General features: G+C 60.8%; 13 protein-coding genes. 11 read left to right on the top strand and 2 right to left on the bottom strand.

Going from position 1 to position 16993, the window contains the following annotated elements:
• Positions 1-28 precede the first annotated feature (28 nt).
• Both EJ068_RS32530 and EJ068_RS08160 read right to left on the bottom strand, forming a co-directional pair.
• Positions 29-196 (bottom strand): hypothetical protein, encoded by a 168-nt coding sequence (locus tag EJ068_RS32530; protein WP_189341967.1) that lies wholly within the window; start codon positions 194-196, stop codon positions 29-31.
• A 14-nt stretch (positions 197-210) separates the two neighbouring features.
• Positions 211-1773: a winged helix-turn-helix domain-containing protein gene (locus EJ068_RS08160; protein ID WP_127249224.1), complete on the bottom strand. Its 1563-nt coding sequence runs from the start codon at positions 1771-1773 to the stop codon at positions 211-213.
• 204 nt (positions 1774-1977) lie between these two features.
• Here EJ068_RS08160 and EJ068_RS08155 point away from each other — a divergent pair, with 204 nt between their 5' ends.
• The 11 genes from EJ068_RS08155 (at position 1978) to EJ068_RS08105 (ending at position 16953) form a co-directional block, all read left to right on the top strand.
• On the top strand, positions 1978-2268 hold the full coding sequence (locus EJ068_RS08155) for a DUF1127 domain-containing protein (RefSeq protein ID WP_189341966.1): 291 nt from the start codon (positions 1978-1980) through the stop codon (positions 2266-2268).
• A 474-nt stretch (positions 2269-2742) separates the two neighbouring features.
• Positions 2743-5904 carry an AAA family ATPase gene (locus tag EJ068_RS08150; protein ID WP_128314753.1) on the top strand — a complete coding sequence of 1054 codons (3162 nt, stop codon included), beginning with the start codon at positions 2743-2745 and terminating at the stop codon, positions 5902-5904.
• Between the two features lie 24 nt (positions 5905-5928).
• Entirely contained in the window at positions 5929-7083 is a 1155-nt protein-coding gene (locus tag EJ068_RS08145; RefSeq protein WP_127249227.1) for a YcaO-like family protein, read from the top strand.
• A 5-nt stretch (positions 7084-7088) separates the two neighbouring features.
• The gene (locus EJ068_RS08140) at positions 7089-7811 is read left to right on the top strand and encodes a TfuA-like protein (protein WP_127249228.1); all 723 of its coding nucleotides are present in this window, start codon (positions 7089-7091) and stop codon (positions 7809-7811) included.
• A 79-nt stretch (positions 7812-7890) separates the two neighbouring features.
• The gene (locus EJ068_RS08135; protein ID WP_127249229.1) at positions 7891-9072 is read left to right on the top strand and encodes a hypothetical protein; all 1182 of its coding nucleotides are present in this window, start codon (positions 7891-7893) and stop codon (positions 9070-9072) included.
• 32 nt (positions 9073-9104) lie between these two features.
• Complete coding sequence (locus EJ068_RS08130) at positions 9105-9797, top strand: hypothetical protein (protein WP_127249230.1); 693 nt, start codon at positions 9105-9107, stop codon at positions 9795-9797.
• A gap of 725 nt (positions 9798-10522) precedes the next feature.
• Positions 10523-11188 carry a hypothetical protein gene (locus tag EJ068_RS08125; RefSeq protein WP_042639131.1) on the top strand — a complete coding sequence of 222 codons (666 nt, stop codon included), beginning with the start codon at positions 10523-10525 and terminating at the stop codon, positions 11186-11188.
• A gap of 7 nt (positions 11189-11195) precedes the next feature.
• Positions 11196-14243, top strand: coding sequence for an OmpA family protein (locus EJ068_RS08120; RefSeq protein ID WP_127249231.1), 3048 nt, complete (start codon positions 11196-11198; stop codon positions 14241-14243).
• A gap of 13 nt (positions 14244-14256) precedes the next feature.
• Positions 14257-14751, top strand: a complete 495-nt coding sequence (locus EJ068_RS08115; RefSeq protein ID WP_127249232.1) for a Rab family GTPase — start codon at positions 14257-14259, stop codon at positions 14749-14751.
• Positions 14752-14754: 3 nt separating this feature from the next.
• Positions 14755-15819 (top strand): adenylate/guanylate cyclase domain-containing protein, encoded by a 1065-nt coding sequence (locus tag EJ068_RS08110; RefSeq protein WP_127249233.1) that lies wholly within the window; start codon positions 14755-14757, stop codon positions 15817-15819.
• 66 nt (positions 15820-15885) lie between these two features.
• Complete coding sequence (locus EJ068_RS08105; protein ID WP_126081333.1) at positions 15886-16953, top strand: cyclic nucleotide-gated potassium channel; 1068 nt, start codon at positions 15886-15888, stop codon at positions 16951-16953.
• Positions 16954-16993: the final 40 nt, after the last annotated feature.

Genomic DNA, 16993 nt, shown 5'->3' with positions numbered 1-16993 from the left:
AACTCAAACGTCGACCTCGCTCGTTGCTTCAGCGCAGCCCGCTTTGCTGGCCAAGGACGCGCAGCAACTTCTCGACATCTGGCCGCATTCTGTTTGCCCGAAGGAACAGCTCGTGTCCGTTTTCTGGGCTTTCACCGTTGACCAGTTGCACCAATTGCTTGGCCTCGTCGGTCCGGCCGGCCGCAGTCAGCGCCAACGCCGCAACACGCCTCACATGGGCATGAGCGTTGCGATGGAGCGTGGCACGCAGGGCCCACGCAGCAGCCTCGCCGGCTCTTCCGAGTCGCAGCAGCGAAATGGCGCGCACGGCTTGGTTGGGAGCGAGGAAGGGATCGAACGGCGACAGTTCTCTTGCATGGTCGGCCGCCTGAATAGCCAACTTGGCATCCCCGGAGTGCGCTTCGATAAAGGCTCGCGAGTAATGCCCAAAAGCATATGAAGGGCTGAGGACCGTCGCGCGCTCCAGAGCCTCGGTATGATCCAGAGGGCGCGCCCAAGAGCGCAATGCGCCGCAGGGTCGTGCGGATCGACCACCACTGCGCGGGCCGCAAGATCGTGAGCGAGCCGCCCTTCCTCGGAGAGGTGCGCCGGATCAAATAGATATGCTTTCAAGAAATGTGTGAATGAAAGGCTGGCATAAGGACCTGCAAAGCGCGTGTCGAGGTCGATCGCCGCCTTGAACAGATTCTCGGCGACCGTATTGTCCTGGCCGGTGAACAAGTGCATGTGCCCCAAGCCGCGATGATAGGCCTGCCATGCGTCCAATTGGTGAAGGGGCCGCCTGACCGCGATGTTGCGCTCCGCAAGATTTACCTCGCCGGCGATCAGCGTGGCAATCTCGCTGGCAAGGGACTGTCCGACCTGCGGGACGGACGCGAGGGGCTTCGAGAATATATCCGAAAAGAGCACATGGCCGCCGTCTGCCGCGATCAATTCGGCATCGACCCGAAGGGTCGGTCCGTCCAGCGTGATGTTGCCGGCGCAGACATAGTCGCAGCGAAGCAGCCGGGCGGCTTCCAGCCTACTCAATCCCACTGACGACAAAGCCTGCAGCGAGTTCGCCGCGATGACGAAGACAGTTCGCAGTCGGGCAACGTCGCGGATGATGTCGCGCAGCAACCCGTCCCTCAAAATGCGGAGGTGCCGGGAAGCGACATCCTCGAGCGCGAACGGCAGCACCGCGACCGCGGGCCTGTCGCGCCCAGAGACGCGAGCCGACTGCGCCTCAGCCGATTCTGCCGTCCCCACAAGAGGCACCGTCGACGTGCTTTCATCGACCAACACGTCGAACGCGCGCCGCAATGATCGTTCGCCCGGCAGATCCGCGTCGGCGTGGGCCGCTAAAAGCACATCGAGCTGAGCTTCGGATAGGGGATGTCGCTCTCCTAGGTGTGGCTCTGCCTGAGGTTCTTCACTGGCTGTATTACTGCCGTCACCCCTCGGTTCGTCCTGCGATTGAAGCGTGAGCATATAGCCGCGCTTCGCAACCGTCTTGATCTGGGCTGCCCCCTCGTCGCCAAGAACGTTTCGAAGGTCGCGGATCGTTTGTGTCAATGCGTCGTCAGTGACGGTAAGACCCTTCCACACGACCTCAAATATTTGATCTCGGCTCACCACGCGGTTTGCGTGCTCAACGAGAAAGACCAACAGCGAAAAGGTCCTCGCGCGAACGTCAACAGGCCTGCCGTTGTTCAAAATGAGACCTCGATCCCGGTCGAGGGCGCATGCGCCAAGCCGGATGAGGGCCTTGTCCGGACGGTCGGCTTCTGCCAACGGCGTTCTCCCTTGAAGGGTGCCCTACAATAGCGCAGCCCGGCATACTAGGAAATTCGCACCTACGAGCCATTGGGATCTTGGTACGGCCCGATTTCACCTCCATTTCGGAAATGTTTCGGCTGGATATCAGGCCAGGCGCCGGAAGCTCGCCTAGTCTCCACCTGCCGCTCATGAAAGGCGGCCGCAGAAGGAGAGATGGTCATGACCAGCATCGAATTCCCCCAAAGGGCAGCGGGACGCAAGGAGAGCCGTACTGTCCGATGCCTTTTGGCACTTCTGCACGCAACCGTTGCTGCTGTCCTTTGGCTGCCGCGCTTTTGGGCACGACGAAGGCAGCTCGCTTTCCTCGCGTCGATGAGCGCACGCGAACTCCAGGACATCGGCCTGAATAGCTTCGACATCGCCAACGCCCTTGCGCAGCGAAACGACCAGGACCCGACAGTGTACTTGGCTGATGTCGCTCGCGAGCGCAGGTTGCGCAGGCAGACATAGCGCATTGGTCAAAGACCTCCACCCGCGCCTGGCACAGCGATCGAGAACGCTTCCGCGCCAGCTGCGCTCTGATCTTGTCGATTGAAACGCCACTCGAGCGAAGGTGTCATCTCTTGCGACTCAGTGGTTCGCGCTCCCGGCGCGTCTCTGATAGGCTCAAACCTCATGTGGGGGGTGATCGTCCGGTAAACCGTCATCAGACGCTCGCAAATGTGGTAGCGATCATCCGGCGCGGCCCGGACGCATGGCGGAGCGTCCTGAAGTGGTTGCGGCTTGAGACGTTGTGCAGGGGCCCCGGAACGAAAGCGGTTACAGCTGGTGTCAACGCCAAGGAGAGTTTGCGCATTGAGGATTTCTCTCCATAACGATCCCGGCATCGGCTTTTTCCTGCCCTGCCCACCGATCAAGTGTTTTGTGGACAGCATCGTACTTTGCTAATGTTGCCGCCACTGCACTCGGCGAGGAAATCGCAGCATGTCGGAGAAGGGTCCGGTCGCGTTGCCGGGGGCGTCTGTGGCAACAGGTTTTCTGGGCGGCATCGGCGACAATCCGTCCGAAGCCCGGCATGAGCGTCGAATCCTGACCGCGCTCTGCTACGACCTGGTCGGATCGACCGACCTTCTTGCCATCCTGGACATCGAAGAGTTCGAGGAACTTATATCAGCCTTCCAGCGGGCGACGAAACAGGCGGTCGCGTCATGCTCGGGTGCCGTCCAGGTCGAGGTCGGTGATGGCGGCGTTGCTTTGTTTCCTGCCGAAATAGACGCCAAGGACGCGGCATCGCTGGCGATCCGAGCCGGGCTCGAAATCATCGACGCCTGCAGGCGCGTCGGCTCGGACAAAGGCCGCGCCGATTTGCATGTCCGAGTCGGAATCGCGACATCGATGACCCTGATCCACAAGGGTGACGCCGATACCGGTCACGACAATGTCACCGGCCCGGCCTTCGCGATGGCCACGCGGCTCCAGGCCATCGCGCAGCCGGATACGGTGATGGTCTCGGACGCGACACGCAACCTGGCGCGACGGTCGCATGTGTTCAGCTTTAGGGGCGCCCATGCGATCAAGGGGTTTGCCGAGCCGGAGCTGGTCTGGCGCGCGCTGAGTCACAAGCGCGAGGTCGACCGCTTCTTCGCCTTCGGGCGGCTGAGCAGTCCGCTCGTCGATCGCGAGGCCGAGCTCGCCACAATCGCCGAAGCATGGGACAGCGCCATTGCGGGAAACGGCGGCGTTGTGGTGATCGAGGGCGAGGCCGGGATCGGCAAGTCGCGCATTCTTCACGAAGTGCGCCGGCGCACGCGTCACCAGCGCGCGAAACTCCTATTCTTCCAGTGCACGCCCGGCGGCTTGCGCTCGGCGCTCCATCCGCTGCTACAGAACGTACGCGGCGATCTCGCCGGCAATGAAGGGCCGCTGAGCGCTGCCGCCGTGGCGGAAGCTTTCCGCGATCATGACGTCCACGATCCTGAAATCATCGACATCTTTTCGTTCCTGCTCGGCGCTGCGGGGGGCGATCCGATGCTCAAGGAGATCGACGCCGAGGCGATGCGCGCGAAAGCCAATTGGGCGGTTCGCCACGCGCTCGAAGCCCTGTGCGCCAGCGGGCCGATTGTTCTGGTGGTCGAGGACATCCATTGGATCGATCTGACGTCGAGACAATTGTTGGCTGAACTTGCACAGTCGGCCCGTCACTTCCGGGCGCTTGTCATCGCGACCACGCGCCCTGAATCCGGGAGCTGGCTGGCAGCATCGAATCCAAGGCATATCTCGCTTAAGCCGCTCAACCGCGAGCAAACGCGGCTGGCGATCGCGGCCATGTGGCCGCAAGGCACGCCGTCAACTTCCCCGGAATTTCTCGACGTGGTGGAACGCGTGACCGGAGGCGTCCCGCTGTTCATCGAAGAAATCTGCCAGTGGATGACCGAGAACGCGGCGTCGGCAACGGATCGGCTGGAGCAGACCGCGACGCGCAGTCATGCCTCGGTGTTCGAAAGCGTGATCGAGGCCAGGCTCGAAACGCTGGGGTCGGCACGCGAAGTCGCGCGCGCTGCGGCCGTCGCGGGCAACCGTTTCAATCAGGAATTGCTGCGCGCGCTGTTGCCGGAGCTCGACGACGAAATCATCGCAAACGCGCTGGATACGCTGAGTGAGGCCGGGTTCCTGATCCGTGTGCGGCCTTCCGGCGCTCCGGTTTATGGCGTGCGCCATGCGCTTATCCAGGAGACGATCTACAACGCAACGCTGCGCAAGAGACGCCAGGCCTTGCATCGCCGCCTGTTTGCCGCGGTGAGCCGCAATCGAAACCTGGCCGGGTGGCTGGGCACCGCCGAGGTTGCCGAGCATGCAGAGCGCGCAGGCCTTCTGGAGGACGCGATAGCTCAGTTCGTGATCGCAGGCACGGAAAGCTCGTCCCGCTCGGCGATGGCGGAAGCGAGGCAGATACTCGAGCATGCATTGGCGCTCTGCGAGCGCGTTGCGGCAGCCGACACGCGAGACGCGCTGCGGCTATCGGCAATGATCGTGCTCGGTCCCATCCTGACCGCTGTCGAAGGTCCGAACTCGGCGCCCGCCCGCAAATTGTACGAGGACGGTGTGGTGATCGCCCGGCGGCGGCCGGTGGCCGAGCGGGCCAAGTGGTTCCCGATCTACTGGGGCTGGTGGTTTACGGATACCGTCATGGACGGCGAGCGCGCGGAGGTCGTGCTCAGCGATCTCAGGGATGTCGAGGATGCCGAAGTGCAACTCCAGACCAGGCATTGCGTGTGGGCAATCGACTTCAATCTTGGCCGCCACGACCGCTGCATCGCGACAGTCGACGCCGGACTGTCGCTCTATGAGCACGGCCACGGCAAAGCCCATGCTGCGTTGTTCGGCGGACATGACGCGAGGGTCTGCGGGCTCGCCCACCGCGCCTTGTCAATGTGGTTCGTCGGAAAGCCGGCAGGCGCGCTCCATTCGATGTCGGAAGCTAGGAGCTGGGCGCAGCAAACCGGACATGCCGGCAGCATCGCGCATGCCTACCTCAACGAAGCGATGCTGCACTGCTATCGCCGCGATTTTTCGATGCTGCGAAGCGTGATAGCGGATCTGCGCCACTTGACCGAGCGTCATCATATGCCCGCCCTCGCCGCCGCAGCGCAGATCTTCGAAGGCTGGTGCGACGGCAACGCCGGCCAGGTCGAGGGCGGCAGGGATAAAATGCGGCGAGGCCTTGGCCTCCATGGGGAGTTCCAGACGCCTGAGGACGAACCGGTCTATTGCGGCATGCTGGCGGAGCTTTTGACAAGAACTGCCGAGGTTGATGAGGCGCTCGCTCTGCTGGACTCGGCTGTGGCGCAGGCCGAGGCCGGCGGCAGCCGGTTCTGGCTGGCAGAACTCTACAGGCGAAGGGCCGAGCTACTTCTTCTCCAGGGCGATGCGAAGGCGGACGTAGTCGCTGCCCTCGAAAAGAGCATCGCCATAGCCGCGGAGCAAGGCGCCGTGCCTTTCCTCGTCAGTACATACGAAATCCTTCAATCATCAGGCCTGTCACCTGAACTGTCGGCGCGCTATCGCGATCGGGTCGAACGTGCGAAATCCGCTCTCGAGCCGGGCGCCTCGCTGATCGTCAATCCCGAATCGGCTGTTCGGCACTAGCCGACCCTGCAAGAGCAATCCGCGATGCTGGAGCGATACAAACGCCTTGGTCCGCCGCCCGACGAGGCGCTGGCGAAGCTGATGAAGATGCGCGGAGGCCTTGGCATTACGCGGATCGCCGACATTACCGGACTCGACCAACTCGGCATCCCGGTCGTGCAGGTGACAAGACCTTTCTCGCTCTCCAACGCGGTCGCGCAAGGCAAGGGCGCCACGCTGGCGCAAGCCGCGATATCGGCCATGCTGGAATCGGCCGAGACCTTCTTTGCAGAGCAGGTGGCGAATTTCGACACAGTCGTCGGTTCCGCCGATCAATTGCGCATCCCGCCCGGTCGGTTCGAAAGGCATCTCCGGGGGGGCGCCACGCCCGGATGGCGCGGTAAGGACACGGCGTGGGTAGCCGCGGACAATCTTCTTACCGGCAGCCGCGACCTGGTCCCGTTCGAGCTCGCGCACACCGCGTATGTGTTGCCGTCCCTGCCCCACGACGGCATTTTCGCGGCATCGACGAGCGGTTTGGCCGCAGGCTTCGAGGAGCGGGATGCCATCGTTCATGGCATGCTTGAATGCATCGAACGGGACGCGATCGCCACGGCATACCGGACCCACGGTTTTTTCCACCGTCAACGCATCGATCCCGAGACGATCGATGATCCGTCGCTCCGCGATCTCCTGGAAACTTTGGCGGCCAAGAACGTGCTGGTCGGCCTTTGGCAGGCTTTGTCGCCGTTGGGCATCCCGGTGGTGTGGTGTCATCTGCTGGAAGACGAACCGACGGAAACGGTCCTTTTGGATCATCCGGCTGATGGCTCGGCTGCGGGTTTCAGTTTTGCCGGCGCGGCGGCGGACGCCATCTACGAAGCGGCCCAGGCCCGTCTGGCGGCGATCTCGGGGGCACGCGATGACCTGACGCGCGCGTCCTATCCGAAATACCCCGATCGGCAGATGATTGCAGCGCATCGCCGGCTCCTCCGCGATGGACCGCGCAGCGTGGATTTCCGCGCGCTCGCCGAGCAGAATTTCAACACGGCGTCGGACGGGCTGTCGGTCCTCTTGGCAATTCTCGAAGACGGAGGGTTCGATGCGGTCCACCTAGTCCGGGTAAGAACGCGACCGTTCGACGTCCTGTCGGTTGTCAGGATCGTCATCCCTGCCTTGCAGCCACTTTTGCAGGGGTAGATTTTATGCGCCCGAAACTTGTCTTCACCGGCCCTACCGTGTCCCATGCCGACGCGTTGAAGGTCGTCGATGCGGTATGCCTTCCCCCCGCCGTGCAAGGATCGATTGTTTCAGCCGTGCAGCATTTAGACCCGAGCGCGATCCTTGTCATAGACGGCGGTTTTCAGGCTGAGCCGGCGGTTCGGCACAAGGAAATCCTTTGGGCTCTCAGCCGCGGCATTCATGTCTTCGGAGCGGCCAGCATGGGCGCCCTTCGAGCAGCCGAGCTGTTCCCCTATATGCAAGGCGTCGGGCTTATCTACCGATGGTATCGCCGCTTCGCCTTTGCACCCGACGACGCTGTAGCGGTATTGCATGGACCGGCCGAGGTGAATTTCGCTCAATTGACGCATGCGCTGATTGACTTGCGCCGGACCCTTCGCGCTGCTTGCCGGCGCGGCGTGATTTCATCCGAACAGCAGGCGAGGCTCGAGGGTGCGGCACAGGCCGTCAACTTTCGCGAGCGCACCCTGGCACGGATGGTCCGGGATGCGCATCACGGCAACGACGACGTCGAGAAATTGTGCAGGGAGCTCGGCGCGGCTTTCGTCCAGCAAAAAAAGCAAGATGCCCTGCGGGCACTCGAACTTTTGCGGGACCAAGCATTTGAAAAAGCACACCCCATGCCGGAATTGCAGCTAACCTCCGCCTTCTCCAAGGATATGGATGATGCGGGGCTGGCGCTATAGGTCGTGACCTCTTGGCGGCCGACGATTTACGCAACCTAAGCACCGTGATAGCGTGGCAGCGTCAGAGGGGGCCAAGCAATTGGACGCGGTCGATCGTGTCGTTGCGCAAGATCGGTTGCTGGGAACGCGGTTCCTGGTCTACCCGCAGGTCCCTCATCTTTCGGGTTACGGAACACCCGAAACAGTATGGATTTCTACTCCACCCGATCTGATCCGCTCCGGCCCGGAAGATCACCGCATTTACGTTCGCGATCCGCTCCTCGACAAGGAGCCTTACGACTACCCTTATCTGCCACCGTTTGTCGGGGAGATCTTTCCGCCTGCAGAGGCTGGCTTTGACGGCCATTTCGATCAGATTTCCCTAACCTCGCGACAGTTCCTTGCTGCACACGCTTTCGCCTCGGTCAGCCGCGTGCTGGACATCTGGGAAAGCTACCTCGGCAAACCGATTGTCTGGTATTTTGCCGAGACGTACGAGCGGCTCGAAATCATCCCCTTCGTCAACTGGGAGAATGCGCAATCGGGCTATGGCTATCTGGAACTCGGCCGAGAGCGCGGCATCGACGGAGGCAAGTATCCCTACGCGCTCAACTTCGATGTGATCGCACATGAGGTCGGCCACGCAATCTTGTTTTCGTTGTTCGGGACACCAGCCGGCGGCCTGACTCAAGGCGATTTCGGACCGTTCCACGAAGCCAGTTCGGATCTGGTCTCGCTCTTATCCTTCCTGAATTTCGACAGCGGCATGGACCGGCTGCTGCGGCACTGCGACGGCAACCTACTTGTTCTCAATGAACTGAACCGGATTGCCGAACTGACCGGCGATCGGCAGATTCGCCTCGCCAGCAACGCACGCCGCATGTCGGAGGTGACGGCAGAAATCCATGACAGGTCACGGCCATTCACGGGGGCTGTGTTCGACACGATCGTCGACGTCTACCACGCGGCACTGGTGCACGAGGGGTTGGCCGACGAGAGGCTGGTGGGGATCGATATCAAAGATCTCGACCAATCCGACATGCAGCGCATCTCGGATTTAACGTCCCGCGCCTTCCGCGCTCGGCCCTTCATGTTCAAGAGCATGCTGATCAGAGCAAGGGACGAGGTGGCTCTCGCACTTGCTCAGGCATGGCCACGCCTCGATGCGGATGACCTGTCGTTCGAAAAGGCCGCGGCGTTGGTGGTGGACGCCAGCGATCGCGTCGCGCCGATGCTCGCGGAAAAATTCGATGAGAACTTCAGCTGGCGGGAGATCTTGTGAACTGAAGGATGCAGCAAAAAGGAGCGAGGAAAATGAGCGACGACTATCACCGACCGACACTAACGTTTCCATCAGGCGCTTACAACGCAACACAGGTCAGGCTCTATGGCTTGGGGGCGGAGATTGGACTCAGCGTGCCCGGTGCGCCAGCACCCTTTGGGGACACCGGCATGTATGTCGAAACCGCGCCTGGGGCACCCATCACCGACGAGCAACGTGCCAATGCACTTGAAGTGTTGGAGAAATATAATAGCAACAAAGGCCGTCAAGATATATTAAATGGAATTATTTCATTTCCAAAAATACCAATCAGAGTCTCTTATCATTTCAAGATAGACCTGAAGAATTTTGGCGTTGCGTTCATTTCAACGGTAGGAAGCACGTTCATGCTCGGATCATCTCCAGAACAGAAAACATCGTGCGGGATTATTGTCGGTTATGCCTATGAGGGACATACCTACGATTTGCCAAAGCCCAAGATAATGATCATCCCGGCGTTTCCGGAGCCCAAGATACCAGCGGACGATTCGGAATTTGACGCGAAGGAACCTGAAGGCTACGCGGTTTGGCTCGTTGATAAGCTCGACGAATGCGTGGAGTTGGAGATGAACCAAGGCTTTGTCGAACAGATCGTCCTCGAGGCAAACCTTCCAGGCAAGCGTTCACCGACGATGTACGCATCCAAGATGACGATGGGACACCGTGGCGGAAAGCTGAACGACTAGTCTCTCATGTTCCCTGTCAGGGTTGATTCCGTTGAAGGTCTTTGCCATCTCATCGCCGGCCGCTACTCCGAAGCGGTAAGAGCTGAACGTCGGGCCGTACTGATGAGACCAAACTTTGGAACCGCCTGGCGCACACTCACAGCGGCGGCAAGCCGGCGATCTGGAAATGCCCGACAAGGACTCGTCGAATGCAAACCTCTACCGCCGAATCTCAGCATCGACTGGGTCGAGAAATACCACCCGCTGATACGGGCTGAGGACCGCGCCAGATAGGTCGAGGGCCTGCGTCGAGCGGGCCTGGAATGGTCCGGCTAAATCGTGCCAGCCGACACCCCGCCGACCTGCGACGCAGCACATTGCGCGCCGCATCTGCCTCGACCCCGCAAAGGCATCGATACCCGGCGGCGCATGGGGGGCCTATTCACGCGCCTTATGGGCGCAAGCCGCTCTACACTGCGAATATGGGCTGATTTTGGCGGCCGGCGCCATCGCTTTCGAAGGTAATGTACTGAGAGTCTGCATAACCGGCGAGGGCAATATAGACCAGTGCCAGTCGCTTCTGATGGATCAGACCGTTGGACCGTTCGATGCGCTCTGCTGTCCAAGAGGCGAACAAGGGACGGACGAATCAGTTTCAACCCAAGAGGATTCCACCTTGCGGGCCTGGTATTTGTCTGACATAATTTACCGTCTCCTAATGTTTAAGTGGGCAATTGGGGTTAGAGATGGCCAAGGAACCTTCTAGTGCCGCTTCTTCGGCAAATAAAGCGGATGCAAATCTGATAGGTAATTCAGAGGGAAACGGGCTGAACTTCATGGCCTCCCAGGCTCGCGAGGGCGGGCCAGGCGGTGACGCTCCAGGTGTCGACAAGATACGCGATCTTTTGTTCGGCAATCAGATGCAGGACTATGATCGCCGCTTCTCCAAGCTTGAGGAACGGTTCCTGCAGCGATTCAAGGATGTCGAATCCGAAACCAAGCGCAACCTTGAAACCTACGAGTCGAATGCCAAGAAACAGGTTGACTCGCTGGCGACGCAGTTGCGCAACGAAAAGGACGCACGCGCCGAGGCCGACAAGGAAATGGACCGCAATCTTCGCGATCAAAACCAGGCGCTCGAAAAGCAGGTGCGCGCCTTATCGGATCAATTGAGTGAGCTCGAGCGCGAATTCGCGGATCGCATGAGCAGAAGCGACCATTTGCTGCGCGAGGAAATCAAGCAGAAGAACGAAAGCGCCCAAATGCTCATGGAGAAGATCTTTTCCGATCTCAGCAACGTCAAGACCGACCGGAATCTTCTGGCCGGACTGTTCGTCGAGGTCGCGAAATGTCTCAACCAGGATCCCGTCGGCAGCAAGGGCAATTCCGAGCGTGGCTGGAAAGTGAGTTGATCGGAACTTGACGTCGAGCGTCGAACCAATCAGCCTTTCTCAAAAACAAGCTTCGAACGATACCGGTATTGATCGCGAGGCTTTGGCCCGCCTTTTGGTGGAAATTGCCCGGAACGTCGATCCGGACAACCATACGCTTTACGAAGGTGTTCCAGCCGCCGACCATCGGCTGGAAAGGCTCCGCCAACTGCTCGTCGGCGGCGAAATCTCGGAGCTGTCCCGCGTTACGCACCTGCTCGACGAACCCGAGCAGCTTGCCGCCGCGGTGGGCAACGTTCTGCCCGAAGCAACTGCGCGCGCGTCCCATACGCAACTCGGCGAGGCTCTTGCCCCGGCTGTCGAACGGGCGGCGCAGCGGTCCATCCAAAAGAACCCAAACACGCTCACCGATATATTATATCCGGTGTTTCTGCCGGCCATTCGCAAGTCGATCGGCGAAAAGATCGACCAAACCTTCCAGTCGTTGAATGAGTCGCTAAGGCATATATTCACATGGCATGGGTTGAAGTGGAGGTTTGAAGCCTGGCGAACGGGGACAAGCTTCTCTGCAGTTGTTCTCAAGCATTCTCTTATCTATCGCGTGGAACATGTCTTTCTCATCAGCCGCGCTTCCGGGCTCCTGATTGCGCATGTAACTTCCCAAGACGCAACCAGCGAAGACCCTCAACTGATTTCCTCGATGCTGAGCGCGATCCAGGATTTTGTGAAGGACTCTTTCAAGGAGAAGGAAAACAGCGGCCTCGACACCATCCGGTTTGGGGAACTTCGCCTCTGGTCGGAAGTCGGACAGTTTGCGACCCTGGTTGCGGTGATCCGGGGAAATCCTCCGGAGGAACTGCATGAAGTCATCCGCGACGTACTGCTTCGCATCCATCAAGAATTCTCGCGGGCCCTGGAGCGGTTCGACGGCGACAGTTCCCAGTTGCCCGGCGTGGAGACGCAGTTGCAGACCTGCGTCGAGCTGCAGCACATGGATTCGAAAGAGGGATTTCCGTGGCTGGTGGTGACGGCGGTCCTGCTGGCATTGATCGTGGCGGGCGGTTGGTTCTTTCTGTCCTGGCAATCCGCACACCGCTGGCAGACCTACCTGTCGCGGCTGGCGGCCCAACCGGGCATAGTCGTTTCGGACCAAAAAATCCGTAGCGGCGAGTTCTATGTCGCCGGCCTGAGAGACCCGCTCGCCGCGGACCCGCAGTCGCTGCTGTCGGGAACGGAGGTCGATCCCGCCCGCGTTCATTCAAACTGGCAGTTTTATCAGAGCCTCGAGCCGGAATTCGTGCTGAAGCGGCTGTCGGCGTCGCTGGCGCCGCCGGATTCGGTACGACTCTCGGTCGTCGATGGTCGCATCGTCGCCGAGGGTGAGGCGACCACCACGTGGATCAACCGGGCGCGGGCCGCTGCCCAGCAGCTTTCCGCAGGCGGGCCGGTCTTCGACATCTCCGGGGTCCGCGATGTGAGCGCCGAGGAGCGCTGGCAGGTGTATGTGTCGCGACTGGAGGCCCAGCCTGGCATCATCGTCGCCGATCAAAATGTGCGCGACGGCCAATTCTATATTACCGGTCTGAGAGACCCGCTTGCCGCCGACCCGCAGTCGCTGCTGCCCGGGACGCAGGTCGATCCCGCTCGCGTTCATGCAAGCTGGCAATTCTACCAGAGCCTTGAGCCGCAGTTCGTGCTGAATCGGCTGACGGCGTCGCTCGCGCCGCCGGATTCGGTGCGGCTTTCAGTCGTCAATGATCGCATCGTTGCCGCAGGCGAGGCCACCACTGCGTGGATCAACCGGGCGCGTGCGGCCGCCCGGCAGCTTTCAGCCGGCGGCCCGGTCTTCGACATCTCCGGGGTACGTGATGTGAGCCCCGAGGAGCGTTGGGAGGCCTACGTGTCGCGACTGGAGACGCAGCCCGGCATCATCGTCGCCCAACAGAATGTGCGCGATGGCCAATTCTATATTACCGGCCTGAGAGACCCGCTTGCCGTCGACCCGCAGTCACTGCTGTCCGGGACGCAGGTCGATCCCGCTCGCGTTCATTCGAGCTGGCAATTCTATCAAAGCCTTGAGCCGCAGTTCGTGTTGAAGCGGCTGACGGCGTCGCTGTATCCGATGGATAAAGTGCGACTTTCGATCGTCAATGGCCGCATCGTTGCCGAGGGTGAGGCTCCCGACACCTGGATAGATCGGGCGCGCGCAGCGGCAAGACAGCTTTCAGAAGGCGGGCCGGAGTTCGACATCTCCAAGGTTCGTGATGTGAGCCCCGATGCGCGCGCGGCCGAGCATTGGCAATATTATGTGTCGCGACTTGAGGCCCAACCGGGAATAATCGTCGCCCAACAAACGGAGAGGGGCGGAGATTTCTACATTTCCGGACTGAGAGACCCGCTGGCCGCCGACCCGCAAGCTCTGCTTTCCGGAACGAAGGTTGATCCCGCCCGCGTTCATTCGCAGTGGCAATTCTATCAGAGTCTTGATCCGAAGTTCGTCGTGAAGCGGCTGACGGCGTCGCTGTCCCCGCCGAAATCGGTTCGGCTTTCGATCATCCAGAGTCGCATCGTTGTCGTGGGCGAGGCACCTGCCGGCTGGATCAGCCGGGCGCAGGCCGCCGCCGACCAACTTTCGGCGGACGGAGTGGTTCTGGATGTCTCGCAGTTGCGCGAGCTGAACCTTGCAGAGCTTAATCAGTTGAGAGAGGCCATCCAGACGACCGATATTTTCTTCTCTTCCGGCAGAGTTGTCCCGGGACCGGAGCAGACGCCGGTGCTCGACAGATTGGCTGATCAGTTGAAGGAATTCGCCGAAAATGCCCGCAAGGCAGGCGTGACAGCGCGGTTCATGTTGACCGGCCATTCGGACACAACGGGTCGTGAGACGGCCAACGCCTCGATCAGCGCTGCCCGCGCCGAGACAGTTCGCGCGCTTCTCAACAAGCGCGGCGTCGCTCCGGAACTGCTCTTGGTTCGGGGCGCCGGCACCTTTGAGCCGGCGGTACCCGAAAACGAAAATAGCCGAACTGGGAACTCCACCAACCGCCGGGTTTCGGTTACGGTGAACCTGGAGTAGTGCGGAGCCCGGGATGCTGCAAAAAAAGATCTGCATGTTGGGCGGGTTCGCCGTCGGCAAGACGAGCCTGGTGCGCAGGTTTGTCCAAAGCATCTTCTCGGAAAACTACTTGACCACGGTCGGCGTCAAGATCGACAAGAAAAGCGTCGCGTTTCCGGACAAGACCGTGGACTTGATCTTGTGGGACCTGGCCGGCGAAGACGATATCGGTTCGTTCCGCGTCAGCTATGTGCGAGGCGCGACCGGGCTCGTGCTTGTCGCCGATGGAACCCGGCCAGCCACTCTTGCCGTGGCGCTCACGCTGCGTGAACGGTGCGAGGCCGAATTCGGTGCCATGCCGTTCATATTGCTGTTCAACAAATCCGACCTGACCGATCGGTGGGCGATACCGGAGGGCGAGATCGACGAACTCAAGCAACGTGGATGGCAGGTCTATCTGACGAGCGCGCTATCGGGCGAACATGTCGACGATGCGTTTCGTCAGCTTGCTTCGATGGTCGCCAAGTAGACTATGTCCAGTTTGCCGAAAGAAGTCAGAAGCTGGATATACGACTTCTTTTCCAATGGGCGCTTCGCAGCGTATCTGAAGATCGACGCCCGGCAATGCATAGAAGAGAAGGGCGGCAACCTCGACTTTTACGGGCTCTCGTCGCTTCGCATCGGCGAGCCCGTTGCCGAGCAGCTTGAATTCATGGAAGGGCTGCTGCCTTGCCCGGAGCTTCCATTCCATATGCCGATGATGGAACTGCCCGGCGGCCACGTCGCCGACCTTCATCTCTTTGGTGACAGCAGCTCGGTGTGGCTGGTGTTTCTCGACGCCACGCCCGAACGCGACCACCAGCAGCGGCTTCAGCAGAAGGCTTATGAAATGACCCTCCTGCAGGAGAGGGAGCGCCAGCTCAATGCCAAGCTGCAATCGACGAACGAGGCGTTAAGGGAGAGCCAGGAGGGCTTGTCGCGCGAATACCGGCGCGCCGAATCCCTGCTCCTCAACATTCTTCCAGCGTCGATCGCGGAGCGGCTGAAAGCGGATGAGCAGATTGCGGACAACCATGCGGAAGTCAGTGTGCTCTTCGCCGACATCGTAGGTTTTACGGAAAAGGCGCGGAGCGTCGGAGCCGCGCCCACGCTCGCTATTCTGAATTACTTCTTCAAGTCGGCGGATATGCTCTCGGAAGAATATGGATGCGAAAAGATTAAGACCATCGGCGATTGCGTAATGGCGGTCTCTGGCCTGCCCACCGCGCGATCCGATCATGCGCAAGCCTTGGCGCATTATGCGCTCGAGCTACGGGCGGCAGCCAGGCGCGAGCGCTTCGCAGGCGAACCGCTAAGCCTCAGGATTGGAATTCACTCCGGACCGATCGTGGCGGGCGTCATAGGCAAAAGACGGTTTGTCTATGACCTGTGGGGCGACACCGTCAATCTCGCCGCACGCATCCAAAAGGCCGCTGAGCCCGATGAAATCCGTATTTCGGATGCAACCCACCAATTGCTCACACCCGATTTTGCTTGCGAGCCGCTTGGGGAAACGGAATTGCGTGGCACAGGTCGCGTGCGAATGTGGCGGCTCTAGGCACCTTTACGCTTGCCTCAAAGGCATCCTATTTTGGAGGGCAGCAGCCACTCGCGGGCATAGAAAATGTCGGTACTGCCTTTCTTAAGAATTTACGCGCCGCTCAACGCGGTGCTGGCTGCGCCTGGGCTTTTGGCGGTGGCTGGGCTCACGATACCGGACATGTCCGGACGAAGCAGGCTGGCTCTGGCTGCAGTACTCGCTGCCATTTGGGGCGCCTATCTCCTGCAAATGGCCGCGACGCTGCTTAAGCGTGAGGCGGGAGGCGTTCGGGACAGGACGCCGGCAATCGCCATCGATGTACTCGCGGTCTTGGTTCCACTCGCCGCATTTCTGCTCGTTGGCACGCCCGACCGGAGCCTCTACTGTGCTGTCTGGCTCCTGAAACCGCTGCGCGACTCGACTTTCTTCCCAGTGCTGGGCAGAGTCCTGGCCAACGAAGCGCGCAATCTGATCGGCGTCACCACGCTCTTCGGCGTCGTTCTGTTCGGCGTCGCGCTCGCGGGCTATGTCATCGAGCGCGGCATCCAGCCGGAAAAGTTCGGCAGCATCCCCCAGGCAATGTGGTGGGCGGTGGTCACGCTGTCTACCACCGGCTATGGTGACGCTATTCCGCAAAGCTTCGCCGGCCGCGTCCTGTCCGGGGCCGTCATGATGAGTGGCATCGGCATCTTCGCCCTCTGGGCCGGCATTCTTGCCACCGGCTTCTATCAGGAAGTCCGTCGCGGGGACTTTGTCCGTAATTGGCAACTGGTCGCCGCCGTGCCGTTGTTTCAGAAGCTCGGACCGGCCGTGCTGGTCGAGATCGTGCGCGCGTTAAGACCTCGCACCGTGCCGGCGGGCGCCGTGATCTGCCGCAATGGCGAGATCGGTGACCAGATGTTCTTCGTCGTGGAGGGGCGCGTCAGCGTCGCGACGCCAAATCCGGTGGAGCTTGGCCCTGGCGCCTTCTTCGGCGAGATGGCGCTGATCAGCGGCGAACCGCGCATGGCGACCGTCAGCGCCGCAACGGCGGTCTCACTGCTATCGCTGCACTCGTCGGATTTCCAGATGCTGTGCAGCAGCAGCCCGGAGATCGCGGAAATCATCCGCAAGACCGCGCTCGAGCGGCGCGGCGCGGCGCCGATGGCTTGACCGCACTAAGAAGTGCAACTGCGGGACGTGTCCACCCCCC

Source organism: Mesorhizobium sp. M2A.F.Ca.ET.043.02.1.1, assembly GCF_003952405.1.
Lineage (GTDB): Bacteria > Pseudomonadota > Alphaproteobacteria > Rhizobiales > Rhizobiaceae > Mesorhizobium.
This window is presented reverse-complemented; position numbering and strand designations above follow the sequence as displayed.

What these genes read in the sequence shown, in the direction of transcription:
- EJ068_RS08115 (WP_127249232.1), top strand. Translation starts at nt 14,257, where the DNA reads ATGCTGCAAAAAAAGATCTGCATGTTGGGCGGGTTCGCCGTCGGCAAG.
- EJ068_RS08125 (WP_042639131.1), top strand. Translation starts at nt 10,523, where the DNA reads ATGGCCAAGGAACCTTCTAGTGCCGCTTCTTCGGCAAATAAAGCGGAT.
- EJ068_RS08155 (WP_189341966.1), top strand. Translation starts at nt 1,978, where the DNA reads ATGACCAGCATCGAATTCCCCCAAAGGGCAGCGGGACGCAAGGAGAGC.
- EJ068_RS08130 (WP_127249230.1), top strand. Translation starts at nt 9,105, where the DNA reads ATGAGCGACGACTATCACCGACCGACACTAACGTTTCCATCAGGCGCT.
- EJ068_RS08150 (WP_128314753.1), top strand. Translation starts at nt 2,743, where the DNA reads ATGTCGGAGAAGGGTCCGGTCGCGTTGCCGGGGGCGTCTGTGGCAACA.
- EJ068_RS08140 (WP_127249228.1), top strand. Translation starts at nt 7,089, where the DNA reads ATGCGCCCGAAACTTGTCTTCACCGGCCCTACCGTGTCCCATGCCGAC.
- EJ068_RS08110 (WP_127249233.1), top strand. Translation starts at nt 14,755, where the DNA reads ATGTCCAGTTTGCCGAAAGAAGTCAGAAGCTGGATATACGACTTCTTT.
- EJ068_RS08145 (WP_127249227.1), top strand. Translation starts at nt 5,929, where the DNA reads ATGCTGGAGCGATACAAACGCCTTGGTCCGCCGCCCGACGAGGCGCTG.
- EJ068_RS08105 (WP_126081333.1), top strand. Translation starts at nt 15,886, where the DNA reads ATGTCGGTACTGCCTTTCTTAAGAATTTACGCGCCGCTCAACGCGGTG.